Source organism: Serratia sp. NFX21 (genome assembly GCF_048517035.1).
Taxonomy (GTDB): domain Bacteria; phylum Pseudomonadota; class Gammaproteobacteria; order Enterobacterales; family Enterobacteriaceae; genus Serratia; species Serratia quinivorans.
Window position 1 is genome coordinate 1805436 of sequence record NZ_CP183196.1, and the last position, 25006, is coordinate 1830441.

Here is a 25006-nt window from a genome sequence, read left to right on the forward strand (position 1 = left end):
GCTGTGTGTAATCGCTTTCACCTACCGATAACGCCCATTTGACTCATGTAAATGGATAACTATGGCCAAAAATATAGCATGTCCTTTGGAGTAAAAAGGTGATCCAGAGCGAAAAATGGAATCGTTTACACGGCGTGACACAAGCAAGAATACCGCTAGAACGGCAGGGGAAAGAAAGCAGGAAAAGTAACAATCAGGGGCGAGTGATAGCGCTTTCAGCGGCAGAACCGGCAGGGATTTGCCTGCCGGTTCTGAGGATCAGGGGTGTTGGTACAGCGGGTAAGTGAACAGCAGCAGATGGGTCAGATTAAGCCCGAAGTGGAACAGAATCGGCACCCACAGGCGCCCGCTCCACATCCACGCCAGACCGTAAATCAGCCCGGCAAGCGTAGCGAAAGCCACCATCAGCATACCGCCGGCCAGGTGCGCTGCGCCGAAGATCAGTGCGGCGATAATCAATGCCGGCCAGGCCCCTAACCACTGGCTGAGGCGTTGCTGCAGATAGCCACGGAACAGCGCTTCTTCGGCCATACAGACAAAGAACAGGTTGGCCATGATAAACGCCAGGATCCAGGCTGGGGCATGCAATTCAATCTTCAGGCCGCCGAGCGCCACCGCCAACAGCAGCAAGGCCGGGACGCTGATAATCAGCGCGATCCAACCGGATTTGTTAGCGCTTTTACCGGTTTGCGCCGTAAACAACGTAGGTAAACAGGCAAACAGCAGGAAAGGCACCAGCGCCTTGTCGAAGTTGTAATACATGGTGAACGGCGCGCTCAACGGGCCGGTTTTATCACCGTCAATCATCAACTGGTTATGGAACCCCGGCACCCAATGCAGGAATAATGCCACACAGCTTGCAACCACCAGTACTTCGAGTGCAACCGCCAGATTGCGCTGAGCACGAAAATGGTGTCGCAATCCTGCAAGAGCGACAATACCTAATAAACACGCCAGGCTGAGCGGGGTCAGTACTCCATGGTACATCCCCATTCCTGCCGATGCGGCCAAAATTACCCAGGCAATAAGCCGGTTAAATGGCAAAAAGAATAACGCCGTAGCCAGTACGCCCCACATAACTATGTCCCTTTAAAATATGCACACGGTGCCCATTACCGAAGGCAATCATTGCTTTATCGGTGTGCTGATGATCGGTGAGTTGGGCACTATTTTGGATAGTAGCACAGTGAAATGACAGTAAAGGTCGGTGCAGTGGGTGAAATAGTGCGTTCAGCCCTTCATCCAGGCCGATGAACGAGTGATTTCCGCCAGATTCTGCAGAATATCCAGGCTCTGCTGGTGCATCTCCAGAGTCGGCGCGGCGCACAAGTCCTGCAAGATGCTGACCTGAAAACCGGCGTCGTGCGCCTGTCTGGCGGTGCTCTCGATTGCCAGCGGGGTACTGACGCCGCCCAGCAACAAATGATGGCAGTGATGCTGCTGCAGCCAGGCTAACAAATTGTTACCGGCAAAGGCGCAAACTCCGTTCTTTTCGAACTGAAAATCCGCAGGTAATACCTGCAAATCCTGCTCCCACTGGCAACCTACACTGCTTAAACGCAGCGCGCCGACCTGTTTTAGGTGGTTGAACAGCGGAGAGTGGGCGGGAATATCGTGATAGTCATCGGCAAAACCGACGCGTACCCAAATCACCGGAATTTTACGTACCCGAGCGTAAGCCGCAGCGGCATTGGTGTTGGCAATCAGATTTTGCGCGATCACCTGTTCACGGCAATGATTTGCACGCCCTTTGGGGCCAATCAAATCGTCGATAAGATCGATAATAATCAGTGCGGCGGACATAGTGTCTCCAGAAACGAATCCTTTCCCCTTATGATAAAAGGCCAAATGTGATGTGTTACCGGGGAAGTGTTGCCGGATATGTCATCGGATGAGTGGCAAAGCCCCCCATCCGGATTTTTCAGTTCAGCGTATCGTGCTGGTAGCGATAGCCGTCGCCGTCAGGCACAAAGCTCAGACGGTGGGTAATACTCTGTGGCGCGTCCTCTGCATGGTGCGAAACAAACAACAGCTGGGTTGCGCCCTGACCGATCAACACGTCGACAAAACGGCGTACCAGCTGGCGATTGAGCGGATCCAACCCCTGTAGCGGTTCGTCGAGGATCAGCAGCGCCGGGTGCTTGACCAGTGCGCGGGCAATCAATGCCAACCGCTGCTGCCCCCAGGACAGGCTATGGAACGGCGCTTCTCCCTTTGAGCCACCCAGCCCCAGCAGTGCCAGCCATTGGTCGGCCAATTGCCGCTGGCGATCGGACACCGCCTGATAAATGCCAATCGAATCGAAGAAACCGGACAGGATCACGGTACGCACGCTGGCACTGACGCGGTAGTCCAGGTGCAGGCTGCTGCTGACGTAGCCGATATGGCGTTTGATATCCCAGATGGTTTCCCCGCTGCCGCGACGGCGGCCGAACAGGGTGAGATCGTTACTGTACCCTTGAGGATGATCGCCGGTGATCAGGCTGAGCAGGGTGGATTTACCGGCGCCGTTCGGGCCGACGATCTGCCAGTGCTCGCCGGGGTTAACCTGCCAGTCGAGATGATTGAGGATCGGTTGATCGTTATAACTGACTACGCCACCACGCAGGATGATGAGCGGCTGGTCTGCCGGCAGCGTGGTTTTTTGCGCGGGATCTTCGGTTTCCGGCAGCGCCAGGCCATCCAGGTTTTCACTGTGGGCCAGTTGAGCGACCAGTGCGTCGGCCATCACCTGCTGCCGCGTTCCCTGGCTGGCCAAAGTACAGTCCGCCAATACACCCACCTGACGGATAAAGTCCGGCACCTCGTCAAAACGGTTGAGTACCAGCACCAGGGTATAGCCATGCCCTGAAAGGTCGCTCAGCAGCGCAGCCAATTGGGCGCGCGAATTGACATCCAGCCCGTCAAAAGGCTCATCGAGGATCAGCAGGTCGGGTTGCGGCATCAGCGCCCGACACAGCAAGGTTTTGCGTGTTTCGCCGGTAGAAAGATATTTGAAGCGACGTGACAACAGCGGGGTGATGCCGAACTGTTCGGCCAATTGCGCGCAGCGGGCTGGGTCCTTGAGCTCTTCCTGAATGATTTCCGCCACGGTGCGGCCGGTATCTTCTTCGCCAGGGCTAAGCAGGTCGGTATTGTTGCGTTGCCATTCGTCGCTGACCAGTTTTTGCAACTGTTCGAAAGAAATACGTACCGCATGGCGGAAATCACTGCGCCGCTCGCCGCTCAATAACACCAGCTCATTGGCCAGTGCGCGAGCCAGCGCAGATTTACCGCTGCCGTTGGCGCCGACAAAGGCCCAGCTGTCGCCGGCCTGAATATCCAGCGCATCCAGCGTCAGGGTGCGGGTATCGCTTAAGCGGAATGAACCTTGCGAAATGTGCAACGACGACATCACCTGTTCCTTTTTATGCAATTATTTTGTTTAGAAATAGGCGCATTGCAGGGTGATGTCAATCGGCAAAAATGCAACGTTACGTTGCGTTTAACACAACGTGGCGACAATCACCCGATCGGCGTTGAACAAGGCATACACCGCACTGCCGGGCTGCAGTTTAAGCTGCTGTAGTTCTGCGTTGGTTATGGTAGCGCACAGGGTTTCGCCCCCGGTGAGCGTGACCAAAACTTCGCTGTGATCGGCACCTGGCTGGATGCTGGCCACTACGCCTGTCAGCGAGTTGTCCGCCGCGCCGGCCAGTGCCGGATCGGTGTTCAGCTTTACCCACGGGGCTTTAATCAGCGCCAGCACTTCCTTACCGGGCGAGAGCTGCAGTCGATCGGCGCTTTGTTGGGTAATGGCTGCACTGAGGCGGGTTTTGCCGTCGTTCAGTAAAATATCCAGATGTTGCTGCACTTGCTGATGGTCGCGTTCGATCACCGTACCGAAAAATTGGTTGCGCGCGCTGGTTTGCAGCGAAAAGCGTGAGATGGCCGCCAGCAGGCTGTCGAGTGGCAGGTTGTCTTGCTGCAGTACGTCGAAGGCTTTTTGCTGGATCTGCCCCAGCAGGTCGTAAAGCTGGATCAGCCGTTCACCATAATGGGTTACCTGAGCACCGCCGCCACCTTTGCCGCCGGTAGCGCGCTCCACCACCGTTTGCTCCGCCAACTGGTTCATTTCGTTAATTGCATCCCAGGCGCTCTTATAGCTGATGCCTGCCAATTTAGCCCCCTGACTGATGGAGCCGGTGTGTCGGACCTGCTTAAGCAGCGCGATACGGCGCGGATCGGCGAACAGTTTTTGCTGGAGTTTTAGAGTAAGAAGAATTTCGGCCTGCATAACACGTCCCGTCGGCTGCAAAAGGGTTATTGTCGCTGATTTGTGGCGAAAGCGCCAAATGGCACGTTTGGCCGGTTACAAATTTCGTACGGTCTTTAAAATAACCACGTTTTAGTGTGTATTTTGGTTTAAAGTAAAGATTACGTGGCGGTGTTCATTACCGCTCAATGGCAGTTAAGTGAGGCTACCATGATGGAATTATTGATAAGTTTGCTGTTCGCCGTAGTGATGGTGCCGATTGTCATGGCCATCATCCTCGGTTTGATCTACGGTTTGGGTGAGGTGTTCAACGTCTTCTCCAAAGTGGGTCATTCTAAAGAGAACCGCACCTAGCACCACCTTTCCTCTATTAATACCCTATAGCTTTCAAGTTGCAGCTAGGCGACCAGCTTGCTCATCCCCAGGCGCTTACTCGAGTAAGTTACTGGGGGGAGCAAGTGCAGATAACAACGCTGCAGCTTGAAAGATGACGGGTATATACCCGCCGGCATCGTTCGGTGGGTGTTTCTCAAGTTATCTCCCACCGTGCCGATAAACCGCATGACAAGCTTCTGCGTGACGTTATATTATTTTTTATATAACGAAGAGTGATAATGCACGTTAACTTGCGGAGAAAACAATGAAACAGCAATGGACCAAGTGGGTCGGCGGTATCGTATTGATGTCCGGTATGGTTATGCAGGCTTCTGCGGCGGAAAAAGTGACCGTTTTTGCGGCAGCGTCGTTGACTAATGCCTTGCAGGACATCGCGACCCAGTATCAGAAGGGCAAGGATGTTCAGGTCGTTTCTTCATTCGCTTCCTCTTCCACGCTGGCACGCCAGATAGAGCAGGGCGCTCCGGCCGATTTGTTCATCTCCGCCGATCAGCAGTGGATGGATTATGCCATCGACAAACAGCAGATGGTTAAAGATACCCGCTATACCTTACTGGGTAACGAATTGGTGCTGATCGCCGCCAAAGATGCCAAACAGGCTAAAATCACGCTCGATAAGCAGACAGACTGGACGAAATTACTCAATGGCGGCCGGCTGTCGGTGGGCGACCCGGATCATGTACCGGCCGGTATCTATGCCAAGGAAGCACTGCAAAATCTGGGGGCCTGGGCTGCCCTGGAGCCTAAACTGGCGCGTGCCAACAACGTACGCAGTGCCATGACGCTGGTAGAGCGTGGTGAAGCGCCGCTGGGCATTGTTTATGGCTCAGACGCGGTGGCCAGTGATAAAGTCAGCGTAGTGGCTATTTTCCCGGAAGACAGCCACAAACCGGTTGAATACCCGATGGCTATCGTTAAAGGCCATCAGACACCGGCCGTCAGCGCGTTCTACAGCTACCTGAAGAGCCCGGAAGCGGCGGCTATTTTCAAACATTATGGATTCTCCCCGCGTAAATGATTTTGAGCGAGTATGAGTGGCAGGCGGTTGAGCTGAGCCTGAAAGTGTCCTGCGTGGCGGTGGTGTTCAGCTTACCTTTTGGCATTCTGATGGCCTGGGTGTTGGTCCGCTGTCAGTTTCCCGGCAAGTCGCTGCTGGACGGTATTATTCACCTGCCGCTGGTGCTGCCGCCGGTGGTGGTGGGCTATTTATTGCTGATCTCCATGGGGCGGCGCGGTGCGGTCGGTGAATGGCTGTATGACTGGTTCGGTTTCAGTTTCAGCTTTAGCTGGCGCGGTGCCGCGCTGGCTTCCGCAGTGATGGCGTTTCCGCTGATGGTACGCGCCATCCGGCTGGCGCTGGAGGCGGTAGATACCCGTCTGGAGCAGGCTGCCCGTACTCTTGGTGCCAACCCATGGCGGGTATTTTTCACCATTACCTTGCCGCTTTCGTTACCGGGATTGATCGTCGGCGTGGTGCTGGGTTTTGCCCGTTCGCTGGGTGAGTTCGGTGCCACCATTACCTTTGTTTCCAATATTCCCGGCGAGACGCGCACCATCCCGTCGGCAATGTATACCCTGATTGAAACGCCGGGGGCGGAATCCGCCGCCGCACGCCTGTGCGTGATTGCTATTGTGCTGTCACTGGTTTCACTGATGGTTTCCGAGTGGCTGGCCCGCTGGGGACGCAAACGGATGGGCGTATAAATGCTGGAGCTGGATTTTTCCCAATGCCTTGGCGACCTGAACCTCAATGTGCGCGCCGATCTGCCTGCTCAGGGCATTACCGCGATTTTTGGCCTGTCCGGCGCCGGTAAAACCTCCCTAATCAACGCCATCGGCGGCCTGACGCGCCTGCAACAGGGGCGGATCGTGCTCAATGGCCGCACGCTGGTGGATACCGAACGTGGCCTGTGCCTGCCGCCGGAAAAACGTCGTATTGGCTATGTGTTTCAGGACGCGCGTCTGTTCCCGCATTACCGGGTGCGCGGCAACCTGCAATACGGTATGGCGGCTGAGATGCGCGCGCAGTTTGACAGTATTGTCGAGCTGCTGGGCATCGGTCCGTTGCTTAATCGTCTGCCGTTGACGCTGTCCGGTGGCGAAAAACAGCGGGTGGCGATTGGTCGCGCCCTGCTGACCGCGCCGGAGTTGCTGTTGATGGACGAGCCGCTGGCCTCGCTGGACCTGCCGCGCAAGCGCGAGCTGTTGCCCTATCTGGAACGGTTGGCGCAGGACGTTAATATCCCCATTCTCTACGTCAGCCACAGCATGGACGAAATTCTGCGCCTGGCGGAGCAGGTGATGGTGCTGGATAACGGCCAGGTGAGGGCGTTCGGCGGGCTGGAGGAGGTGTGGGCCAGCAGCGCGTTGCGGCCCTGGTTGCAGCGAGAGGATCAAAGCAGCGTGCTGCGCGTCAGCGTGATTGAACATCATCAGCGTTATGCGATGACGGCGTTGGCGTTGGGCGACCAACGTTTGTGGGTCAGCGGCGTCGACGCCGCCCTGGGTGCCCAACTGCGTATCCGCATCAACGCGGCCGATGTTTCGCTGGTATTGCAGCCGCCGGTCAACAGCAGTATCCGCAACGTCTTGCCGGCCAGGGTGACCGAGTGCCTGGAGGTTGACGGGCAGGTGGAGGTGAAACTGGCGGTAGGAGAAAGCGTGCTCTGGGCGCGGATTACGCCGTGGGCGCGCGACGAACTGGCGATCCGGCCGGGGCAGTGGCTGTATGCGCAGGTTAAAAGCGTGTCGATCAGCCGCGAGGCGCGTTGAATTCGGCCCTCCCGGCAGGGAGGGCAATGGCATTACTGACCCAGGACTCGAGTGCGGATGACTTCGGCAATGCCCGGCTGCAGGTGATCGGCAATCACCAGATCGGCGCGTTGTTTGATGGCGTCATCGGCGTTGCCCATGGCGACACCCAGGCCTACCGCTTCCAGCATGCTGAGATCGTTGTAGTTATCCCCGAAGGCCACCACCTGGCTCATGCTTAAACCCTGTGACTCCACCCATTGCTGCAGGCGTTTCCCTTTGCTGTTGCCGCCTTTGGCAATATCGACCTGATCGTGCCACGACCATTCGCAGGCCAGCCCCAGCTCTTTTTCTACCGTTTCGGCGAAGCGGCGCAGTGCAGGAATATCGGCGTGCGAGGTGGCGAACTTCCAGATTGATTGCGCCTCATCGGCTGCCTGAGCCAGGCTGTTGACCTGCAACAGCGTTGGGCGCTGTGCCGGCGGCAGGGTTTCTGCCCAGGCCAATGAACGGGTGACGTGGCCGCTCGGCTCCTGATACAGCATGGCGTCGTCCACGTACATCAGGCCATGAATGTCGCTTTGTTTCAGCATCTGCAACACCAGCTTGGCCTGAGCTTTTTCCAGCGGATCGGCCGCCAGCACTTTTTTCTGCTGGAAGTCATACAAATAGGTGCCGTTACAGCAGATTGCCGGGGTGTCTATCTCCAGCGCCTGATAGAACGGGTGGATCGCCACATGATGGCGACCGGTGACTACCACTACTTTGACGCCGGCGGCACGCGCCTGGGCCAGGGCTGCCAGCGACTGCGGTAAAATGCGTTTTTGGTTGTCCAGCAAGGTGCCATCCAGATCGAGGGCAATGACGCGGTAGCTCATAGGGATCTCATTATAGTTAGCAACAAAATTAAACTGATGGTACACCGGATAAGCAACGGATAAAACCGCACAGATTTCATCTGCAACGCGTCACGGATGTGAGGTAAGCTAGGGGAAACCGAAAAACCTGAAACCGGTTTCTCTTTTACCCTATGCAAGGAGAATTCATGAAGCAAATCGTTTATGTCGCCAGCCCGGAAAGCCAACAAATTCACGTATGGCAGTTAAGCGACGCGGGTGCGTTAGAGTTGCTGCAGACCGTCGAGGCCCCGGGGCAGGTGCAACCGATGGCGATCCACCCGGACAGAACGCATCTGTACGTGGGTGTGCGCCCGGCTTTCGGTATTGTCAGCTATCGCATTGAGGCGGACGGCACACTGCAACAGGCCGGTATGGCGCCGCTGCCAGGTAGCCCAACCCATATTTCTACCGATTTGCAGGGGCGCTATCTGTTTTCCGCTTCTTACAGCGGTAACTGTGCCAGCGTTAGCCCTATCGGCCATGACGGCGTGGTGGTAGCACCTATCCAGCAGATCGACGGTTTGACCGCGCCGCATTCGGCCAATATCGATCCGACCAATCAACTGTTGCTGGTGCCTTGTCTGAAAGAAGATCGCATCCGCCTGTTTAATCTGGATCTGCAAGGTGAACTGACGCCGCACGCCCAGGAAGCCGTGACGACGGCCAGCGGCGCAGGCCCGCGTCATATGGCATTCCACCATAACGACAAATATGCTTACTGCGTGAATGAGCTCGATGGCACGGTAGACGTGTTCGCCATCAGCGAAAACGGCGGCAAATATACTCTGGTGCAAACGCTGGATATCATGCCGGCCGATTTCAACGGTACCCGCTGGGCGGCGGATATTCATATCACGCCGAACGGCCGCTTCCTGTACACCAGTGACCGTACCGCCAGTATCCTGACTATTTTCAGCGTGTCCGAAGATGGCAGTACCTTGTCGGTGGTCGGTTATCATCCGACCGAAGAGCAGCCGCGCGGCTTCAATATTGACCACAGCGGCCGCTTTGTGATTTCGTCCGGCCAGAAGTCCGGTCATATCGGGGTGTATGAGATTGATCAGGCCAGCGGCAAGCTGACCACGCTGGCAAGGTACCCGGTGGGTAAAGGCCCGATGTGGGTAAGCATCCTGGCTAAATAAAACTAAGGGGCGAATACATTCGCCCCTTAGTTTGCCAAAAATCAGCTGTACTTCACCGTCAGCGTAGCGCTGCCGAGGCTATGGAAGTGCACGTTAAAACCAACCAGTGCGCCACTGGAGCCTTCATCCACCTCAATGCTTGCTACGTCCAGCGCATGTACGGTGAAGTGATAGCGGTGGCTTTCACCCTGCGGTGGCGCCGCGCCGCCGTAACCGGCGGAACCAAAGTCGGTGCGAGTCTGGATAGCCCCAGCCGGTAAGCCACCTTTGCCGGAGCCTGCGCCCGGCGGAAGTTCACGCGTTGCCGCCGGGATATTGGCGACCACCCAGTGCCACCAGCCGGAGCCGGTCGGGGCATCGGGATCGTAAACTGAAATCACGAAGCTCTTGGTGCCTTCCGGCACGCCATCCCAGGCCAGATGCGGTGACAGATTATCGCCGTGATAACCCATGCCGTTAAACACCTGACGCTCCGGCATTTTTGCGCCGTCCTGCAACTCATTGCTGTACAAACGAAAAGTCATGCTGACTCCCTGTTGTCGGTAAAAGCAGAACCCTAAGCTAGACCGTTTTGCCGCAACAATACAAGCAGCATTGTATCTCGCCAGTAGCCTTATCTATGGGTTACCATAATTAACCGTGAAGCTACATTCGCGATAATTATCATTCACAGTTCGATATAAACTAATCATGATTTCATTCAAAAAACGCACGCCGTGGTTTGGCTGGCTGCGCCGCTGGGCCAGGGGTATCAAGCGCGATATTTATGCACTCTGGCTGGCGGCCCGCGACCGGCGCACGCCCTGGTATGCCAAATTGGTCGCCCTGCTGGTGGCGGGTTATGCGGTGTCGCCGATAGATTTAATCCCGGATTTTGTTCCGGTATTGGGCTATCTGGACGATGTGGTGATCGTGCCGCTGGGCATCATGCTGGCGGTGCGGCTGATCCCCAAACCGCTGATGGTGGAGTTTCGTGAGAAAGCGCAACGGCGCATCGATAATCCAACCGGCCGGATGGCGGCGGTGATGATCATTTTGCTGTGGGTGGGGTGCCTGGTGTGGCTGGCCCGTTATCTGGACCAGCATTGGTAAGCAATTACTCTACTGCGGCCGCTACGGCGGCGGTCAACCGGCTGAGCTGTTCAGGTTCAATAATATACGGCGGCATCAAATAAATCAGTTTGCCGAAGGGCCGGATCCACACGCCGCGCTCGACAAAGCCACGCTGTAGCTGCGCCACATCCACCGATTCGCGCATTTCTACTACGCCAATCGCCCCCAGAACTCTCACATCCGCCACTTTTGGCAGCGCCTTCAGCGGCAATAACTGCTGTTTCAGCTGGCTTTCGATAGCGGCGACCTGCTGCTGCCAGTGGTTTTCCGCCAACAGCGACAGGCTGGCGTTGGCCACCGCACAGGCCAGCGGGTTGCCCATAAAGGTTGGTCCGTGCATAAAGCAGCCGGCGGCCCCGTTGCTGATGGTTTCCGCCACGTGGCGCGTGGTCAGTGTGGCGGATAGCGTCATATAGCCGCCGGTCAGCGCCTTGCCCAGACACAGAATATCCGGCACCACGTCGGCATGTTCACAGGCAAACAGCTTGCCGGTGCGACCGAAACCGGTGGCGATCTCGTCGGCGATCAGCAGCACCTGATGACGATCGCACAGCTCACGCACCCGCTTGAGATAGGTCGGGTGGTAGATGCGCATGCCGCCTGCGCCCTGGACTACCGGCTCCAGGATCACCGCAGCCACTTCTCCGGCATGCTGCTCCAGCAGCGCGGCGAACGGCGCAATATCATTTTCATCCCAGACCTGGTCGAAACCGCACTGCGGCGCGGTAGCGAACAGGTGCGGCGCCAGATAACCCTGATAAAGGCTGTGCATCGAATTGTCCGGATCGCACACCGACATCGCGCCGAAGGTATCGCCGTGATAACCGTGGCGCAGGGTCAGAATGCGTTGTCGCCTTTCCCCGCGAGCCTGCCAGTATTGCAGCGCCATCTTCAGCGACACCTCTACCGCCACCGAGCCGGAATCCGCCAGGAACACGCATTGCAACGCCTCCGGTGTCATTGCCACCAGACGGCGGCACAGGGCAATGGCCGCAGGATGGGTAATGCCGCCGAACATCACGTGCGACATTTTTTCCAACTGTTGCGTGGCGGCCTGGTTCAGCTGCGGGTGGTTATAGCCGTGAATTGCCGCCCACCAGGAGGACATGCCGTCAATCAGTCGCCGACCGTCGGCCAGTTGCAGCTCAACGCCGCTGGCGGCTTCTACCGGGTAACAGGGGAGCGGGTGGCTCATGGAGGTGTACGGGTGCCAGATATGGCGTTGGTCGAACTCAAGGTCAGAGGCAGTGATAGACATGCTTGTAAACCAAATCATATTCGTAATGGTTGACAGTATATCCACAATATCTAAACTGACGACACTTTTTTCATTTTGGAGACGCCGTGATGGCCGATCGCATTCACTGGACAGTGGGTCTTGCCCAGACCCTGTTTGATAAACCTTTGCTCGAATTGTTATTTGAAGCCCAGACGGTTCACCGTCAGCACTTTGACCCGCGTCAGGTACAGGTGAGCACGCTGTTATCAATCAAGACCGGCGCATGCCCGGAAGACTGCAAGTACTGCCCGCAAAGCTCGCGCTATAAAACCGGCCTGGAGTCGGAGCGGTTGATGCAGGTTGAGCAGGTACTGGAGTCGGCGCGTAAGGCCAAGGCGAATGGATCGACCCGTTTCTGCATGGGGGCGGCGTGGAAAAACCCGCACGAGCGCGATATGCCTTACCTGCAGCAGATGGTGCAAGGGGTGAAGGCGATGGGCATGGAAACCTGCATGACGCTGGGCACGCTTGATGGTACGCAGGCGGAACGGCTGGCGGATGCCGGGCTGGATTACTACAACCATAACCTGGACACCTCGCCGGAATTCTACGGCAATATCATCACCACTCGCAGCTATCAGGAACGTCTGGATACCCTGGGTAAAGTGCGCGGCGCGGGCATTAAAGTCTGTTCCGGCGGCATTGTCGGGCTGGGTGAAACGGTGCGTGACCGTGCCGGGTTGCTGGTGCAGTTGGCCAATCTGCCGACGCCGCCGGAGAGCGTGCCGATCAACATGCTGGTGAAGGTTAAAGGCACGCCGCTGGCCGATAACGAAGACGTCGATCCGTTTGATTTCATCCGCACCATTGCGGTGGCACGCATCATGATGCCGGCTTCTTACGTGCGCCTGTCCGCCGGCCGTGAGCAGATGAACGAGCAAACTCAGGCGATGTGCTTTATGGCCGGTGCCAACTCGATCTTCTATGGCTGCAAACTGCTGACTACGCCAAACCCGGAAGAAGACAAAGACCTGCAGTTGTTCCGCAAACTGGGCCTGAACCCGCAGCAGACCGAAACCGAGCACGGCGACAACCAGCAACAGCAGGCGCTGGCTGCGCAGTTGATGCAGGCGGATACCGCTGAGTTTTACAACGCGGCACTGTAATGAGCTGGCAACAACGCATTGAACAAGCGCTGGAGGAGCGGCAACAGAGCGCCGCTTACCGCCGCCGTCAGGTGAATCAGGGTGGCAATGGCCGCCATATTCAGCTTAATGGCGAGCATTACCTGAATTTCTCCGGCAATGACTACCTTGGCCTGAGCCAGAATGCCCAGGTGATCGCCGCCTGGCAGCAGGGCGCGCAGCAGTATGGGGTCGGCAGCGGTGGCTCTGGCCACGTTACCGGTTTTTCTACGGCACATCAGGTGCTGGAACAGCAACTGGCGGACTGGCTTGGCTACCCGCGTGCGTTGCTGTTTATCTCTGGCTATGCCGCCAATCAGGCGCTGCTGGCGGCTCTGATGCAGGCCGAGGATCGCATTTTAGCCGACCGGCTCAGCCATGCTTCTTTGCTGGAGGCGGCTGCCCACTCACCGGCCCAGTTACGTCGTTTTCGTCATAATCAGCCCCAGGCGCTGGCTGATTTGCTCGCCAAACCCTGCGACGGCCAAATGTTGGCGGTGACCGAAGGGGTATTCAGCATGGACGGCGACAGTGCGCCACTGGCGGAGCTGCACCGTTTGACTCGCGCGGCGGGGGCCTGGCTGATGGTTGACGACGCACACGGTATCGGTGTGCACGGCGAGCAGGGGCGCGGCAGTTGCTGGCAGCAGGGCGTACGGCCCGAACTGTTGGTGGTCACTTTCGGCAAAGCCTTTGGCCTCAGCGGTGCGGCGGTATTGTGCGATGAACCCACCGCCGAATATTTGCTGCAGTTTGCCCGCCATTTGATTTACAGCACCGCGATGCCACCGGCACAGGCCAGCGCATTGCAGGCAGCGTTGCATTGCATTCGGCAGGGCGACGAATTACGTGCCCGGCTGCAGGATAACATTCAGCGTTTCCGCCAGGGAGCGGCCCAGTTGTCGCTGACCCTGACGGAGTCGGTGACCGCCATTCAACCTTTGCTGGTGGGCGATAACCAACGAGCGCTCGATCTGGCGCAAAACCTGCGCGAGCAGGGCCTGTGGGTGAGTGCTATCCGCCCGCCAACGGTGCCACCGGGCGGCGCGCGCTTGCGTATTACCCTGACGGCGGCGCATCAACCGCAGGATATCGATCGTCTGCTGGAGGTATTGCATGACGTCAGAGTTTGAACCGATCAATAAGCAGGCGGTGGCCTCGGCCTTCAGCCGTGCCGCGGGTAGCTATGATGCGGCGGCGGTGCTGCAGCGTGATGTTGGTGAGCGCTTGCTGGGGATGGGACGGGATCACCGGGGTGAACAACTGCTGGATGCGGGCTGTGGCACCGGCCATTTCAGCCGCCGCTGGCGCGAACTCGGCAAACAGGTTACTGCACTGGATCTGGCACCCGGCATGCTGGCGTTTGCCCGTCAGCAGCAGGCGGCGGATCATTATCTGCTGGGGGATATCGAAAATGTGCCCTTGCCCGACGCTGCCGTGGATATCTGCTTCAGCAGTCTGGTAGTGCAATGGTGTAGTGACCTGCCGCGCGCCTTGGCGGAGCTATACCGGGTTACCCGCCCCGGCGGTGTGATCCTGTTTTCTACGCTGGCACAAGGATCGCTGGGCGAACTGGGTGACGCCTGGCAGCAGGTGGACGGTGAACGCCATGTGAATGATTTTCTGCCGCTGGCGCAGATTAGAGCAGCCTGCGCCGACTATCGGCACCAGTTGGAAGTGGAGTGGCAAACCCTGAATTACCCGGATGTGATGGCGCTGATGCGATCGCTCAAGGGGATCGGGGCGACCCATTTGCACCAGGGGCGTGATGCAGGGCTGCTGTCGCGCCGACGGCTTGCGGCCTTGCAGGCGGCTTACCCCTGCCGGCGCGGGCAGTTTCCGCTCAGTTATCATCTGGTTTATGGAGTGATTTATCGTGATTAAGCGTTGGTTTGTCACCGGCACCGATACCGAAGTGGGCAAAACCGTGGCCAGCAGCGCCTTGTTGCAGGCGGCGAATCTGGCGGGTTACCGCACTGCCGGTTACAAACCGGTGGCCTCCGGCAGTGAGATGACCGCCGAAGGCTTGCGTAACGGTGATGCGTTGGCGTTACAGGCTAACGGTTCAGTTGCGCTAAGTTACCAGGAAGTAAACCCTTACGTTTTCGCCGAACCGACCTCGCCGCATATTGTCAGCGCCGATGAAGGGCGGCCGATCGAACTGGCCCAACTTTCCGCCGGATTACGCCACCTGGAACAGAAGGCCGACTGGCTGCTGGTCGAAGGCGCCGGAGGCTGGTTTACGCCGCTTTCTGAGCAACATACCTTTGCCGACTGGGTACAGCAGGAGCAACTGCCGGTGATTTTGGTGGTGGGCATCAAACTGGGTTGCATTAACCATGCGCTGCTGACTGCACAGGCTATTGGGCAGGCAGGGTTGTCATTGGTCGGCTGGATCGCCAATGACGTCAGCCCACCGGGCCGCCGTCATCAGGAATATCTGGCCACGCTGCGCCGTATGTTACCGGCACCGTTGCTCGGTGAGATCCCACACTTGCCCGAACCCGAACGGCAGGCGCTGGGGCATTATCTGGATTTAAACGTTTTATAACAGTTGTCTTTGAACTCGAGATACCCGGGCCTAGCGCACCGAGGGGCCATTATGGGACACGTCCGTGTGTCCCACCCTGCGGGCCGACTGGAAGTCGTTCCAATTTGCTCCCGGCAAATTGGTCGGCAGCTTGAAATTCAAGACGGTTGCTAATAACGGACTTTGTCAGCAGTCTGAACTGGGTGAAGTATTTCCCCCAGTTCACGGCTTCACACTGCCAGATAGGCATTAATCAATTCCTCGTCCAACTGTTCGAGCGTGCCATCTGCGACGCTGCGGCCCTGGTCCATCAGGCAAAAACGGTCCGCCACGCGACGGACAAACGGCAGCTTGTGCTCCACCAGCAGGATAGTCATACCCAGTTCGCGGTTAAGTTTGCGGATCACGTTGCCGATATCGGCCGCGATCGTGGGCTGCACACCGCTGGTGGGCTCATCGAGGATCAGCAACTCTGGCTCCAGCACCAGGGCGCGACCAATCGCCAGTTGCTGCTGCTCACCGTCGCACAAATCTCCAGCTCTGCGGCTGCGCATTTCTCGCAGGTTGGGGAACAGGTTATAAATCAAAGGCGGAATGCGGCGGTTTTTATCGCGGCCGGCCATCAGCGCTACCTGCAGGTTTTCCTCTACGCTGAGCTGCGAAAAGATTTGTCGTCCTTGCGGAACATAGCTGATCCCCAGCGCGGTGCGGGTTTCCACCGGTTGCTGCAGCAGATTTTGTGGCGGTTCATCCGCCAACTGCCAGGTCATGCTGCCACTGACCACCGGCAAATGGCCCATGATGCAGTTCACCAGCGTGGTCTTGCCCACGCCGTTACGGCCGATAAGCACCGTGCACTGGCCGCGCGGCAATTCCAGATTGATGTCCCACAGGGTATGGGTTTGCCCGTAAAACTGATTCACTGACCTTAAACTCAACATCCGGCATTCTCCTCAAAGAATCGTATTCCACTCCTTGCCACCGTTTTCACAGTAGCGGTTTCTTTCCCGAGTGCTTTAATGTCCAGAATAAAGTGCCGAATGACTGCCTTTTACCAGGCAGTTTAAATTCTGGTAAAACAAGTGATACATAGGCAAAAATCGCAGTTATTGTCGGATTGTCCGTGCTCTTTGGTCTTTATCAAGTAAAGAGCGGTTGTTTTACTTCCGTCTGTCCGCTAAATGACAGCGGATAATTCCGCCATTACATCCCGGATATTTATCCCGATCGTACTTTTGCCACCCAAGGGTAATGCAACCCTTGGGCCAACTTTATAAAACCGTTAAAAACAGGATTGTTATTGCCTTGTTAACGGTTTTTCGCGCCAGGACAGGGCTGGCGGACCAAGTGAAAATAGAGGGGAAAGTTAACGCGGACGATTTTTGCACTCTTCCAGTGCTGCGAAGAATGCTTATGGTGCAAACTATTTCGTCGGTTGTAGCAAGATGCATCGGGTGACGGCAACAATGAGATAAATCCGTTTTTGGCAATGGGGCTTTTTAGCATTAATCGGCATAACCAAAGCGATATTATTGTGAAAAAATAACTAAAAAAGCCATCTTGGCGGACAGAAACGGCAAAAAGCGCTCTTTCTGCAACTCCCAGCCGGGGCGGGGTGGTGAGAGTTATCCACCATTCCTGTGGATAACCTTGTGCATTAGATTGAGAAAACCGGTTTAAAGCGAGAGCGGACGCGGGTTGTGTTCGCTTTGTCCGCAATCTCGTCTTTTTTGTAAAGTCATTAATTATCAATATTTTAACTAAAATCAAGCGGCCAATGTATTGATGAAGTCTCTATGTATGATTTTTGGCCGCAGTGCTATCAATAAGTTAATTCGTGACGGATTTTGGGGATAAATCTGTTATTGACAATAAAAATGTCACGCGGCTGTAACCCCGACGGTGCATTCAGCCTGATTTGACGCACGCTAAAGCGACGAATCGCTTGAAGCTGGTTTTATATCCAGTATCATGGGCACTGGCAAAAATCGCCGGGGCTTTCCATAATTAGAGGCCATCAATTGAGCATTAGCTCTATGGCCGCCTGAGCGCGCACATCTCCACAGGGTAGCCGAGTCCATGAGTAAAGTTTTCAAACTGCATTCCGAATTCAAACCGGCCGGCGATCAGCCGCAGGCCATCAGCAAGCTGGAAGAGGGCCTGGAAGACGGCCTGGCACACCAGACGCTGCTGGGCGTTACCGGGTCGGGCAAGACATTTACCGTCGCCAATGTGATAGCCGATCTGAACCGGCCCACCATGGTGCTGGCACCTAACAAAACGCTGGCGGCGCAGCTGTACGGCGAGATGAAAGAGTTCTTTCCCGAGAATGCGGTCGAGTATTTTGTCTCTTACTACGACTACTATCAGCCGGAAGCCTACGTACCCAGCTCCGACACCTTTATCGAAAAAGACGCTGCGGTGAACGAACACATCGAGCAGATGCGTCTTTCCGCGACCAAAGCATTGCTGGAGCGCCGCGATGTGATCGTGGTGGCATCGGTCTCGGCGATCTACGGTCTGGGCGATCCTGATCTGTATCTGAAGATGATGTTGCACCTGACCAAGGGCATGATCATCGATCAGCGTTCGATCCTGCGTCGTTTGGCGGAGCTGCAATATGCCCGTAACGATCAGGCCTTCCAGCGCGCGACCTTCCGCGTGCGTGGCGAGGTGATCGACGTCTTTCCGGCGGAGTCGGACGAGCTGGCGCTGCGTATTGAACTGTTTGATGAGGAGGTCGAGCGGCTTTCGCTGTTTGATCCTTTGACCGGCCAGATCGAACAGGTGGTCCAGCGTTTTACCATTTATCCGAAGTCGCACTACGTGACGCCGCGTGAGCGGATCCTGCAGGCGATGGAAGAGATCAAAGTGGATCTGGCCGAACGGCGCAAGGTGCTGTTGGCCAATAACAAGCTGCTGGAAGAGCAGCGCCTGACGCAGCGCACCCAGTTTGATCTGGAGATGATGAACGAACTGGGTTACTGCTCCGGCATTGAAAACTATTCGCGCTACCTGTCCGGACGTAAAGAGGGCGAGCCACCGCCGACGCTGTTTGATTATTTACCGGCGGATGGCCTGTTGGTGGTCGATGAATCCCACGTCACCATTCCGCAAATCGGCGCTATGTACAAGGGCGACCGTTCGCGTAAAGAGACGCTGGTGGAATACGGTTTCCGCCTGCCGTCGGCGCTGGACAACCGCCCGATGCGTTTTGAAGAGTTCGAAGCGCTGGCCCCACAGACGATCTACGTGTCTGCCACGCCGGGCAAATATGAGCTGGAGAAGTCCGGCGACGATATTATCGATCAGGTGGTGCGCCCTACCGGGTTGCTGGATCCTCTAATAGAAGTCAGGCCGGTGACCACCCAGGTGGATGACCTGCTGTCTGAAATTCGCAAGCGGGTGGCAATCAACGAACGCGTACTGGTCACCACCCTGACCAAACGCATGGCGGAAGACCTGACCGAATATCTCGAAGAGCACGGCGAGCGGGTACGCTATCTGCACTCGGACATCGATACCGTGGAAAGGGTCGAAATCATTCGTGACCTGCGCCTGGGTGAGTTTGACGTGCTGGTGGGTATCAACCTGTTGCGTGAGGGGCTGGACATGCCTGAGGTGTCGCTGGTGGCGATTCTGGACGCAGATAAAGAAGGCTTCCTGCGTTCCGAACGTTCGTTAATCCAGACCATTGGCCGTGCGGCGCGTAACCTCAATGGTAAAGCGATCCTCTACGGTGACAGAATTACCGACTCGATGGCCAGGGCGATTAGCGAGACCGAACGTCGTCGCGCCAAACAGCAGGCGTTCAACGAAGAAAATGGCATCGTGCCGCAGGGCCTGAACAAGAAAGTTTCCGATGTATTGCAGCTGGGTAAACCGGGTAATCGCGGCAAGGGCAGAGGGAAGGGCAAGGCGGCGGAAAACGCCGCGCAATATCAACACCTCACGCCAAAAGCCCTGGATCAAAAAATCCGCGAGCTGGAAGCGCAGATGTATACCCACGCACAGAATCTGGAGTTCGAGTTGGCGGCAGGCTTGCGTGATGAGATCCACCAGCTGCGCGAGCAGTTTATCGCTATTTCGTGACCGGTTGGGGCGCCGCCAGGGGTGGCGCTGCCAAACATAAAATCCTTGTCGCCTCCGCCAAAGCTGATTATGGTGTGCGGCCAATTGACAACTACGAGCCGCAGACCATGACCGAACACCAGTCCAAAGACCCGATGCACGGCGTCACTCTGGAACAACTTTTAAATAAACTGGTGGAGAGCTACGGCTGGTCAGGGCTGGCTGAACGCATTCGCATCAACTGCTTCAGCAGCGATCCCAGCATTAAATCCAGCCTGAAGTTTCTGCGCCGCACGCCGTGGGCGCGCAAGCAGGTGGAAGATCTTTATATCGATATGGTCGAGAAGGCCGCCAGCGATAACCCGTGGTTGCGCGGCGGCCAGTAAAGCCTTAACCGCGGGCACCCAACTCGATCAAAGCCTGATCCAGCGCCTGGCGCAGCAACTGACGGTCGTGGCGGTAAGGGATATCCGTCGCTTCCAGCGGTTGTTTAATCACCACCCGATCCTGTACTTCGCTGGCATCTACCGTCGGCCCAACAATCAGCGCGTCGATCATCCGGCGGCCAATTTTCTCTTCCATCAGCTCCAGCTTGTTCTTCAGCGTCAAGGCGGCTGCCGCGACGCTCAGTTCGCGCCCCAGATTGCCGATATAAATCATATTGGCACTGCTGCGGCGCAAGGCTTGAGTCAGGTCATCGAGCAGCAGCAGCGGCATCAGGCTGGTGAGGAAGCTGCCTGGCCCAATTAGGATCACGTCGGCCTGTGCGATGGCATCCAGCGCTTCGCGTGTCGCATTGACGCGCGGTGACAGCATCAGTTCCTGCGGCATGTCAGTCAGTTGATCGACGTTCACTTCACCGTAAACGTGGTTGCCTTCATGGTCGTGTGCCATCAGATCCACCGGCTGCTCAGACATCGGGATCAGCGCCGCGTCAACCTTCAGCAAGCTGCGTACCAGATTGATCGCTTCCAGTGGGCGCACGCTGAGATGATCCAACGCCTTCAACATCAGGTTACCGAGGTTATGCCCCGAAAGTTCGCCATTGCCGCTAAAGCGGTACTCGAACATCGCCGAGGCCACGCTCGGTTCGGTGATCAACTGATTCAGGCAGTTACGGGTATCGCCCCAGGCAATGCCGCCTTCCGAGCGGCGAATACGGCCAGTGGAACCGCCGTTATCGGTGGTGGTGACAATACCGGTTAAACGGGATCCTAAAGACGACAGGGAAGACATCACGCGGCCAAGACCATGACCACCACCTAATGCCACCACCCGATCGAGATCGGCCAGGGTACGATTACGCATAAATTTCCTTACAAAGGGGCTTAACTGCCCGCATAAAGTAGCGGATTTGGCGTAAAAACGCGAAAAAGAGTGTGATTTGCGTGATTCCGGTCAATTCGTCTGCGTAAAGGACGTTTATCATGGTTTACCCGATTCACAAGCGCATAAAAACGCTGTATACACAATTATATAGCGAAATTGGGCGTTGGCTATCGCCTTTGTTTAGCGCTAGAATTCTGGAGAAAACCACGGTTTCGTTCCGGCTACTCAGTCTGCTGGAACTGAAACCAAAACTCCTAGCCTCTGGGCCTACGTTGTTCTTGTGAACGATATGGCGCTTGGGCCGTGGCGAAGTCAGCCACCAGGGTGCAGAGCGGAAACGCTCGCATCTCCCGACTTTGGAAGGTGTTATGGTGCCGCAACTCATTGATGCTTATGAGCGCAAATTCTATTACTTGCGCCTGTCGATCACCGACGTGTGTAACTTTCGTTGCACCTATTGTTTGCCGGATGGCTATCGCCCTAACGGCAGCCCGAAAACCTTCTTGTCGCTCGATGAGATCCGACGTGTCAGCCGCGCCTTCGCCGAGCTGGGCACTGAAAAGGTGCGCCTGACCGGCGGTGAGCCTTCGCTGCGTCGCGATTTTACCGAGATCATTGCCGCCGTGCGTGAAAATCCGGCCGTTCGCCAGCTTGCCGTGACCACCAATGGCTACCGCCTGGCGCGCGACGTTGCCGCCTGGCGTGACGCCGGCCTGACGGCGATCAACGTCAGCGTCGACAGTCTGGACCCCCGTCAATTTCACGCCATTACCGGCCAGGACAAATTCCGCCAGGTGATGGAGGGCATCGACGCCGCCTTTACCGCCGGGTTCAGCAAGGTCAAGGTCAACGCGGTGCTGATGCGTGACGTTAACCATCAGCAACTGGGCGCTTTCCTGCACTGGATAAAAGACCGTCCGATCCAACTGCGTTTTATCGAGCTGATGGAAACCGGTGAGGGTGGCGACTTGTTCCGCAAACACCACGTGTCTGGCGAAGTGATCCGTTCGCAACTGGAACAGCAGGGTTGGCAACTGCAACCGCGCGGCCGCAGCGACGGCCCGGCGCAGGTGTTTAGCCACCCGGATTACCAGGGCGAAGTGGGTTTAATCATGCCGTACGAAAAAGATTTCTGTGCCAGCTGCAACCGGCTGCGGGTTTCCGCCATCGGTAATCTGCACCTGTGCCTGTTCGGTGAGCAGGGCATTAACCTGCGCGATCTGCTGGTGAATGACGGCCAGCTTGAAGAGTTGAAGGATCGCATTCAGGGCGGGCTGCGGACCAAAAAGCAGACCCACTTTCTGCACCAGGGCAACAGTGGCATCACGCAGAATTTGTCGTTTATCGGCGGATAAATTTTTCCAATTGCACGGGAGCAAGCAATGAGTCATGCCAGCAGTGAATTCATTCCGGCGCATATCGCTATTCTGACCGTTTCGGACAGTCGCGGTGAAGCGGAAGACACCTCGGGCCAGTATCTGCAGGAAGCGGCGCTTGAGGCTGGGCATCAGGTGGTGGATCGCGCCATCGTCAAAGACGATAAATATCAAATCCGCGCACGTATCTCCGCGTGGATCGCCGACGAGCAGGTTCAGGCCGTGCTGATCACCGGGGGCACCGGTTTTACCGCCAGGGACAACACCCCGGAAGCGCTGCTGCCGCTGTTCGATCGTGAAGTTGAAGGGTTCGGCGAACTGTTCCGTATGGTGTCCTATGAAGAGATTGGCACCGCCACTATTCAGTCGCGTGCACTGGCCGGAATGGCCAATCAGACGGTGATTTTTGCCATACCTGGCTCGACTCGTGCCTGCCGCACCGCCTGGGAACGCATTATTGAAGAGCAGTTGGACGCGCGTCACCGCCCGTGCAACTTCCTGCCACATTTGAAGAAATAGAAACTATGACGCAGCTGACTCACATTAACGCCGCGGGCGAAGCCCATATGGTCGACGTTTCCGCCAAGGCAGAGACGGTGCGCGAGGCGCGCGCCGAGGCCTTTGTTGAAATGTTGCCGACCACGCTGGCGATGATTATCGAGGGTAGCCATCACAAGGGTGATGTGTTTGCCACGGCGCGCATTGCCGGCATTCAGGCGGCGAAACGCACCTGGGAGCTGATCCCGCTGTGTCACCCGCTGATGCTGAGCAAGGTCGAAGTGCAATTGGAAGCGCAGCCGGAACACAGCCGGGTGCGGATTGAAACCTGCTGCCGGCTGACCGGCAAGACCGGCGTCGAAATGGAAGCCTTGACCGCCGCTTCGGTGGCCGCATTGACCATTTACGACATGTGCAAGGCGGTACAAAAAGACATGGTGATCGGCCCGGTGCGGCTGCTGGCGAAAAGCGGCGGTAAATCCGGTGATTTTAAGGTGGAACTATGATTAACATTCTGTTTTTTGCCCAGGTGCGTGAACTGGTTGGCACCAGCGATCTGTCAATGCCGGCGGATTATCCAACGGTAGAGGCGCTGCGTAAGGCGCTGTGCGAACGCGGCGATCGCTGGGCGCTGGCACTGGAGTCAGGCAAGTTGCTGACGGCGGTAAACCAGTCCCTGGTGGCGGCGGAACATCCGCTGCGTGCCGGTGATGAAGTCGCTTTCTTTCCACCGGTAACCGGGGGTTAATGGTGGAAAATACCCGTATCCGCGTGGGGGAAGCCCCGTTCAACGTTGGCGAAGAATACCAGTGGCTGGCGCAGTGCGACGATGACGGTGCCGTGGTGACCTTTACCGGCAAGGTGCGTAACCATAATCTGGGCGATAACGTCAGTGCGCTGACGCTGGAACACTACCCGGGCATGACCGAAAAAGCGCTGGCGGAAATCGTGGACGAAGCACGCAGCCGCTGGCCATTGCAGCGCGCGACGGTGATCCACCGCGTGGGCGAGCTGTTTCCTGGCGATGAGATTGTGTTTGTTGGCGTGACCAGCGCGCACCGCAGCATGGCATTCGAAGCCAGCGAGTTCATCATGGACTACCTGAAAACCCGCGCCCCGTTCTGGAAACGCGAAGCCGTTGGCCAGGGCGACCGCTGGGTTGACGCGCGCGACAGCGATCGTCAGGCGGCGGAACGCTGGCATAAAATCATTAAGTGATCTGTACACCCTATGAATTTCAAGCTGTAGCTAGGCGGCCAGCTCACTCATTCCCAGGCGCTTACTTGAGTAAGTAACTGGGGTGAGTGAGTGCAGGTAACAACGCTACAGTTTGAAAGGCGACGGGTGTAAACAGCAGAAACAAATCAATACCTTTGCCGCTTTGCCATTATATTTTCTGTGATACGCTTATAGCAGGCCGAGTCTCGCAAAATGGGACTCAAATCTTGTTCCACACGCAAAAGGTAACCGTCATGGACCGATATCCACGCTCTAATGGTTCAATCGTCGAACGTGCCAACAGCGGCATTCAGGCTTATATGGCGCAGGTATACGGCTGGATGACCTGCGGCATGCTGTTGACGGCGTTTGTATCCTGGTACGCGGCCAACACGCCCGCGATCCTTAACTTTATCTTCTCCAGCCAGATCACCTTCTTCGGCCTGATTATCGCGCAGCTGGGTCTGGTGTTCGTGATTTCCGGTATGGTCAATCGTCTCAGTGGCACGGTCGCCACCTCGCTGTTTATGTTGTATTCGGCGCTGACCGGGTTGACGCTTTCCAGCATTTTCATCGCCTATACCTATAGCTCGATCGCCAGTACCTTCGTGGTGACCGCCGGCATGTTCGGTGCCATGAGCCTGTACGGCTACACCACCAAGCGTGACCTGAGCGGTTTCGGCAGCATGCTGTTTATGGCGCTGATCGGTATCGTGCTGGCTTCGCTGGTCAACATCTGGCTGAAAAGCTCCGCGCTGATGTGGGCGATTACCTATATCGGGGTGGTGGTGTTTGTTGGCCTGACGGCGTACGACACCCAAAAACTGAAAGCGATGGGCGAACAGTTGAACGCCGATGACAAAGACAGTTTCCGCAAGTACGCCATCGTTGGCGCGCTGACGCTGTACCTTGATTTCATCAACCTGTTCCTGATGTTACTGCGAATTTTCGGCAACCGCAGATAATACCCGTCGTCTTTCAAGCCGCAGCGTTGTTACCTGCACCAGCTCACCCCAGTTACTTAC

Annotated in this window: 27 protein-coding genes and 1 riboswitch; of the genes, 18 read left to right on the forward strand and 9 right to left on the reverse strand. The window is 56.7% G+C overall.

The annotated features are described in order from the left end of the window. Nucleotides 1-258: 258 nt before the first annotated feature. The 4 genes from ACNT1W_RS08540 to modE form a co-directional block, all read right to left on the reverse strand. Nucleotides 259-1077 (reverse strand): lysostaphin resistance A-like protein, encoded by an 819-nt coding sequence (locus tag ACNT1W_RS08540; protein WP_419246635.1) that lies wholly within the window; start codon nucleotides 1075-1077, stop codon nucleotides 259-261. Between the two features lie 153 nt (nucleotides 1078-1230). After that, the gene (locus tag ACNT1W_RS08545) at nucleotides 1231-1803 is read right to left on the reverse strand and encodes a cysteine hydrolase family protein (protein ID WP_261422508.1); all 573 of its coding nucleotides are present in this window, start codon (nucleotides 1801-1803) and stop codon (nucleotides 1231-1233) included. Nucleotides 1804-1921: 118 nt separating this feature from the next. Then, nucleotides 1922-3394: a molybdate ABC transporter ATP-binding protein ModF gene (gene modF / locus ACNT1W_RS08550; RefSeq protein ID WP_012005729.1), complete on the reverse strand. Its 1473-nt coding sequence runs from the start codon at nucleotides 3392-3394 to the stop codon at nucleotides 1922-1924. Between the two features lie 90 nt (nucleotides 3395-3484). Further along, nucleotides 3485-4276, reverse strand: coding sequence for a molybdenum-dependent transcriptional regulator (modE, locus tag ACNT1W_RS08555; protein WP_218215621.1), 792 nt, complete (start codon nucleotides 4274-4276; stop codon nucleotides 3485-3487). A 189-nt stretch (nucleotides 4277-4465) separates the two neighbouring features. Here modE and ACNT1W_RS08560 point away from each other — a divergent pair, with 189 nt between their 5' ends. The 4 genes from ACNT1W_RS08560 to modC all read left to right on the forward strand — a co-directional run bounded on the left by ACNT1W_RS08560 (nucleotide 4466) and on the right by modC (nucleotide 7423). Continuing rightward, nucleotides 4466-4609, forward strand: a complete 144-nt coding sequence (locus ACNT1W_RS08560) for an AcrZ family multidrug efflux pump-associated protein (RefSeq protein WP_012005736.1) — start codon at nucleotides 4466-4468, stop codon at nucleotides 4607-4609. Nucleotides 4610-4895: 286 nt separating this feature from the next. Further along, nucleotides 4896-5669 carry a molybdate ABC transporter substrate-binding protein gene (gene modA / locus ACNT1W_RS08565; RefSeq protein ID WP_017891963.1) on the forward strand — a complete coding sequence of 258 codons (774 nt, stop codon included), beginning with the start codon at nucleotides 4896-4898 and terminating at the stop codon, nucleotides 5667-5669. Further along, nucleotides 5666-6355: a molybdate ABC transporter permease subunit gene (gene modB, locus ACNT1W_RS08570; RefSeq protein ID WP_012005738.1), complete on the forward strand. Its 690-nt coding sequence runs from the start codon at nucleotides 5666-5668 to the stop codon at nucleotides 6353-6355. Before modA ends, modB begins: the two co-directional genes overlap by 4 nt. Next, entirely contained in the window at nucleotides 6356-7423 is a 1068-nt protein-coding gene (gene modC, locus ACNT1W_RS08575; protein WP_259187802.1) for a molybdenum ABC transporter ATP-binding protein ModC, read from the forward strand. A gap of 32 nt (nucleotides 7424-7455) precedes the next feature. Here the strand turns inward: modC and ACNT1W_RS08580 are convergent, their stop codons facing one another. After that, the gene (locus ACNT1W_RS08580; RefSeq protein WP_115183040.1) at nucleotides 7456-8280 is read right to left on the reverse strand and encodes a pyridoxal phosphatase; all 825 of its coding nucleotides are present in this window, start codon (nucleotides 8278-8280) and stop codon (nucleotides 7456-7458) included. Between the two features lie 167 nt (nucleotides 8281-8447). On the opposite strand from ACNT1W_RS08580, the gene pgl reads away from it, so the two are divergent. Continuing rightward, entirely contained in the window at nucleotides 8448-9443 is a 996-nt protein-coding gene (gene pgl / locus ACNT1W_RS08585; RefSeq protein ID WP_112364330.1) for a 6-phosphogluconolactonase, read from the forward strand. Between the two features lie 41 nt (nucleotides 9444-9484). On the opposite strand, the gene ACNT1W_RS08590 is transcribed toward pgl, so the two are convergent. Next, nucleotides 9485-9967: a kinase inhibitor gene (locus ACNT1W_RS08590; protein WP_012005742.1), complete on the reverse strand. Its 483-nt coding sequence runs from the start codon at nucleotides 9965-9967 to the stop codon at nucleotides 9485-9487. A gap of 166 nt (nucleotides 9968-10133) precedes the next feature. Here ACNT1W_RS08590 and ACNT1W_RS08595 point away from each other — a divergent pair, with 166 nt between their 5' ends. Continuing rightward, entirely contained in the window at nucleotides 10134-10535 is a 402-nt protein-coding gene (locus tag ACNT1W_RS08595; RefSeq protein WP_012005743.1) for a YkvA family protein, read from the forward strand. 4 nt (nucleotides 10536-10539) lie between these two features. On the opposite strand, the gene bioA is transcribed toward ACNT1W_RS08595, so the two are convergent. Next, nucleotides 10540-11814: an adenosylmethionine--8-amino-7-oxononanoate transaminase gene (bioA, locus tag ACNT1W_RS08600; RefSeq protein ID WP_041418888.1), complete on the reverse strand. Its 1275-nt coding sequence runs from the start codon at nucleotides 11812-11814 to the stop codon at nucleotides 10540-10542. An 89-nt stretch (nucleotides 11815-11903) separates the two neighbouring features. Here bioA and bioB point away from each other — a divergent pair, with 89 nt between their 5' ends. The 4 genes from bioB to bioD are packed head-to-tail and all read left to right on the forward strand — an operon-like array spanning nucleotide 11904 to nucleotide 15510. After that, entirely contained in the window at nucleotides 11904-12941 is a 1038-nt protein-coding gene (gene bioB / locus ACNT1W_RS08605; RefSeq protein WP_012005745.1) for a biotin synthase BioB, read from the forward strand. Continuing rightward, nucleotides 12941-14092, forward strand: a complete 1152-nt coding sequence (gene bioF / locus ACNT1W_RS08610; RefSeq protein ID WP_419246636.1) for an 8-amino-7-oxononanoate synthase — start codon at nucleotides 12941-12943, stop codon at nucleotides 14090-14092. Before bioB ends, bioF begins: the two co-directional genes overlap by 1 nt. Beyond that, on the forward strand, nucleotides 14076-14843 hold the full coding sequence (bioC, locus tag ACNT1W_RS08615; protein WP_419246637.1) for a malonyl-ACP O-methyltransferase BioC: 768 nt from the start codon (nucleotides 14076-14078) through the stop codon (nucleotides 14841-14843). Before bioF ends, bioC begins: the two co-directional genes overlap by 17 nt. Next, nucleotides 14836-15510: a dethiobiotin synthase gene (gene bioD, locus ACNT1W_RS08620; protein WP_419246638.1), complete on the forward strand. Its 675-nt coding sequence runs from the start codon at nucleotides 14836-14838 to the stop codon at nucleotides 15508-15510. The genes bioC and bioD overlap by 8 nt, the downstream gene beginning before the upstream one ends. Before the next feature lie 209 nt (nucleotides 15511-15719). Here bioD and ACNT1W_RS08625 read toward each other — a convergent pair whose 3' ends face one another. Then, nucleotides 15720-16430 (reverse strand): ATP-binding cassette domain-containing protein, encoded by a 711-nt coding sequence (locus ACNT1W_RS08625; RefSeq protein WP_012005750.1) that lies wholly within the window; start codon nucleotides 16428-16430, stop codon nucleotides 15720-15722. Between the two features lie 1138 nt (nucleotides 16431-17568). On the opposite strand from ACNT1W_RS08625, the gene uvrB reads away from it, so the two are divergent. Continuing rightward, a complete protein-coding gene (uvrB, locus tag ACNT1W_RS08630; RefSeq protein ID WP_017891976.1) occupies nucleotides 17569-19581 on the forward strand; it encodes an excinuclease ABC subunit UvrB in 2013 nt (670 codons plus the stop codon). Between the two features lie 107 nt (nucleotides 19582-19688). After that, nucleotides 19689-19946, forward strand: coding sequence for a VF530 family DNA-binding protein (locus ACNT1W_RS08635; protein WP_012005752.1), 258 nt, complete (start codon nucleotides 19689-19691; stop codon nucleotides 19944-19946). A gap of 4 nt (nucleotides 19947-19950) precedes the next feature. On the opposite strand, the gene yvcK is transcribed toward ACNT1W_RS08635, so the two are convergent. Then, nucleotides 19951-20868 (reverse strand): uridine diphosphate-N-acetylglucosamine-binding protein YvcK, encoded by a 918-nt coding sequence (yvcK, locus tag ACNT1W_RS08640; RefSeq protein ID WP_012005753.1) that lies wholly within the window; start codon nucleotides 20866-20868, stop codon nucleotides 19951-19953. Nucleotides 20869-21128: 260 nt separating this feature from the next. Continuing rightward, a riboswitch (molybdenum cofactor riboswitch) is annotated at nucleotides 21129-21271 on the forward strand. Between yvcK and moaA the strand changes: the two genes are divergently transcribed. The 6 genes from moaA to ACNT1W_RS08670 all read left to right on the forward strand — a co-directional run bounded on the left by moaA (nucleotide 21261) and on the right by ACNT1W_RS08670 (nucleotide 24946). Next, nucleotides 21261-22244 (forward strand): GTP 3',8-cyclase MoaA, encoded by a 984-nt coding sequence (gene moaA, locus ACNT1W_RS08645; protein ID WP_012005754.1) that lies wholly within the window; start codon nucleotides 21261-21263, stop codon nucleotides 22242-22244. (Overlaps the previous riboswitch by 11 nt.) Before the next feature lie 27 nt (nucleotides 22245-22271). Then, nucleotides 22272-22784, forward strand: coding sequence for a molybdenum cofactor biosynthesis protein B (gene moaB, locus ACNT1W_RS08650; protein WP_419246639.1), 513 nt, complete (start codon nucleotides 22272-22274; stop codon nucleotides 22782-22784). 5 nt (nucleotides 22785-22789) lie between these two features. After that, nucleotides 22790-23269 (forward strand): cyclic pyranopterin monophosphate synthase MoaC, encoded by a 480-nt coding sequence (gene moaC / locus ACNT1W_RS08655; RefSeq protein WP_012005756.1) that lies wholly within the window; start codon nucleotides 22790-22792, stop codon nucleotides 23267-23269. Beyond that, nucleotides 23266-23511 (forward strand): molybdopterin synthase sulfur carrier subunit, encoded by a 246-nt coding sequence (gene moaD, locus ACNT1W_RS08660; protein WP_261130700.1) that lies wholly within the window; start codon nucleotides 23266-23268, stop codon nucleotides 23509-23511. Before moaC ends, moaD begins: the two co-directional genes overlap by 4 nt. 2 nt (nucleotides 23512-23513) lie before the next feature. Beyond that, nucleotides 23514-23981 (forward strand): molybdopterin synthase catalytic subunit MoaE, encoded by a 468-nt coding sequence (gene moaE / locus ACNT1W_RS08665; RefSeq protein ID WP_172491172.1) that lies wholly within the window; start codon nucleotides 23514-23516, stop codon nucleotides 23979-23981. Between the two features lie 254 nt (nucleotides 23982-24235). Next, a complete protein-coding gene (locus ACNT1W_RS08670; protein WP_012005759.1) occupies nucleotides 24236-24946 on the forward strand; it encodes a Bax inhibitor-1 family protein in 711 nt (236 codons plus the stop codon). Nucleotides 24947-25006 lie beyond the last annotated feature (60 nt).

What these genes read in the sequence shown, in the direction of transcription:
- ACNT1W_RS08670 (WP_012005759.1), top strand. Translation starts at nt 24,236, where the DNA reads ATGGACCGATATCCACGCTCTAATGGTTCAATCGTCGAACGTGCCAAC.
- moaC (WP_012005756.1), top strand. Translation starts at nt 22,790, where the DNA reads ATGACGCAGCTGACTCACATTAACGCCGCGGGCGAAGCCCATATGGTC.
- bioC (WP_419246637.1), top strand. Translation starts at nt 14,076, where the DNA reads ATGACGTCAGAGTTTGAACCGATCAATAAGCAGGCGGTGGCCTCGGCC.
- ACNT1W_RS08560 (WP_012005736.1), top strand. Translation starts at nt 4,466, where the DNA reads ATGATGGAATTATTGATAAGTTTGCTGTTCGCCGTAGTGATGGTGCCG.
- bioF (WP_419246636.1), top strand. Translation starts at nt 12,941, where the DNA reads ATGAGCTGGCAACAACGCATTGAACAAGCGCTGGAGGAGCGGCAACAG.
- ACNT1W_RS08595 (WP_012005743.1), top strand. Translation starts at nt 10,134, where the DNA reads ATGATTTCATTCAAAAAACGCACGCCGTGGTTTGGCTGGCTGCGCCGC.
- bioB (WP_012005745.1), top strand. Translation starts at nt 11,904, where the DNA reads ATGGCCGATCGCATTCACTGGACAGTGGGTCTTGCCCAGACCCTGTTT.
- ACNT1W_RS08580 (WP_115183040.1), bottom strand. Translation starts at nt 8,280, where the DNA reads ATGAGCTACCGCGTCATTGCCCTCGATCTGGATGGCACCTTGCTGGAC.
- yvcK (WP_012005753.1), bottom strand. Translation starts at nt 20,868, where the DNA reads ATGCGTAATCGTACCCTGGCCGATCTCGATCGGGTGGTGGCATTAGGT.
- bioA (WP_041418888.1), bottom strand. Translation starts at nt 11,814, where the DNA reads ATGTCTATCACTGCCTCTGACCTTGAGTTCGACCAACGCCATATCTGG.
- ACNT1W_RS08625 (WP_012005750.1), bottom strand. Translation starts at nt 16,430, where the DNA reads ATGTTGAGTTTAAGGTCAGTGAATCAGTTTTACGGGCAAACCCATACC.
- uvrB (WP_017891976.1), top strand. Translation starts at nt 17,569, where the DNA reads ATGAGTAAAGTTTTCAAACTGCATTCCGAATTCAAACCGGCCGGCGAT.
- modF (WP_012005729.1), bottom strand. Translation starts at nt 3,394, where the DNA reads ATGTCGTCGTTGCACATTTCGCAAGGTTCATTCCGCTTAAGCGATACC.
- modB (WP_012005738.1), top strand. Translation starts at nt 5,666, where the DNA reads ATGATTTTGAGCGAGTATGAGTGGCAGGCGGTTGAGCTGAGCCTGAAA.
- pgl (WP_112364330.1), top strand. Translation starts at nt 8,448, where the DNA reads ATGAAGCAAATCGTTTATGTCGCCAGCCCGGAAAGCCAACAAATTCAC.
- moaD (WP_261130700.1), top strand. Translation starts at nt 23,266, where the DNA reads ATGATTAACATTCTGTTTTTTGCCCAGGTGCGTGAACTGGTTGGCACC.
- ACNT1W_RS08590 (WP_012005742.1), bottom strand. Translation starts at nt 9,967, where the DNA reads ATGACTTTTCGTTTGTACAGCAATGAGTTGCAGGACGGCGCAAAAATG.
- ACNT1W_RS08545 (WP_261422508.1), bottom strand. Translation starts at nt 1,803, where the DNA reads ATGTCCGCCGCACTGATTATTATCGATCTTATCGACGATTTGATTGGC.
- moaB (WP_419246639.1), top strand. Translation starts at nt 22,272, where the DNA reads ATGAGTCATGCCAGCAGTGAATTCATTCCGGCGCATATCGCTATTCTG.
- ACNT1W_RS08540 (WP_419246635.1), bottom strand. Translation starts at nt 1,077, where the DNA reads ATGTGGGGCGTACTGGCTACGGCGTTATTCTTTTTGCCATTTAACCGG.
- modC (WP_259187802.1), top strand. Translation starts at nt 6,356, where the DNA reads ATGCTGGAGCTGGATTTTTCCCAATGCCTTGGCGACCTGAACCTCAAT.
- modA (WP_017891963.1), top strand. Translation starts at nt 4,896, where the DNA reads ATGAAACAGCAATGGACCAAGTGGGTCGGCGGTATCGTATTGATGTCC.
- modE (WP_218215621.1), bottom strand. Translation starts at nt 4,276, where the DNA reads ATGCAGGCCGAAATTCTTCTTACTCTAAAACTCCAGCAAAAACTGTTC.
- ACNT1W_RS08635 (WP_012005752.1), top strand. Translation starts at nt 19,689, where the DNA reads ATGACCGAACACCAGTCCAAAGACCCGATGCACGGCGTCACTCTGGAA.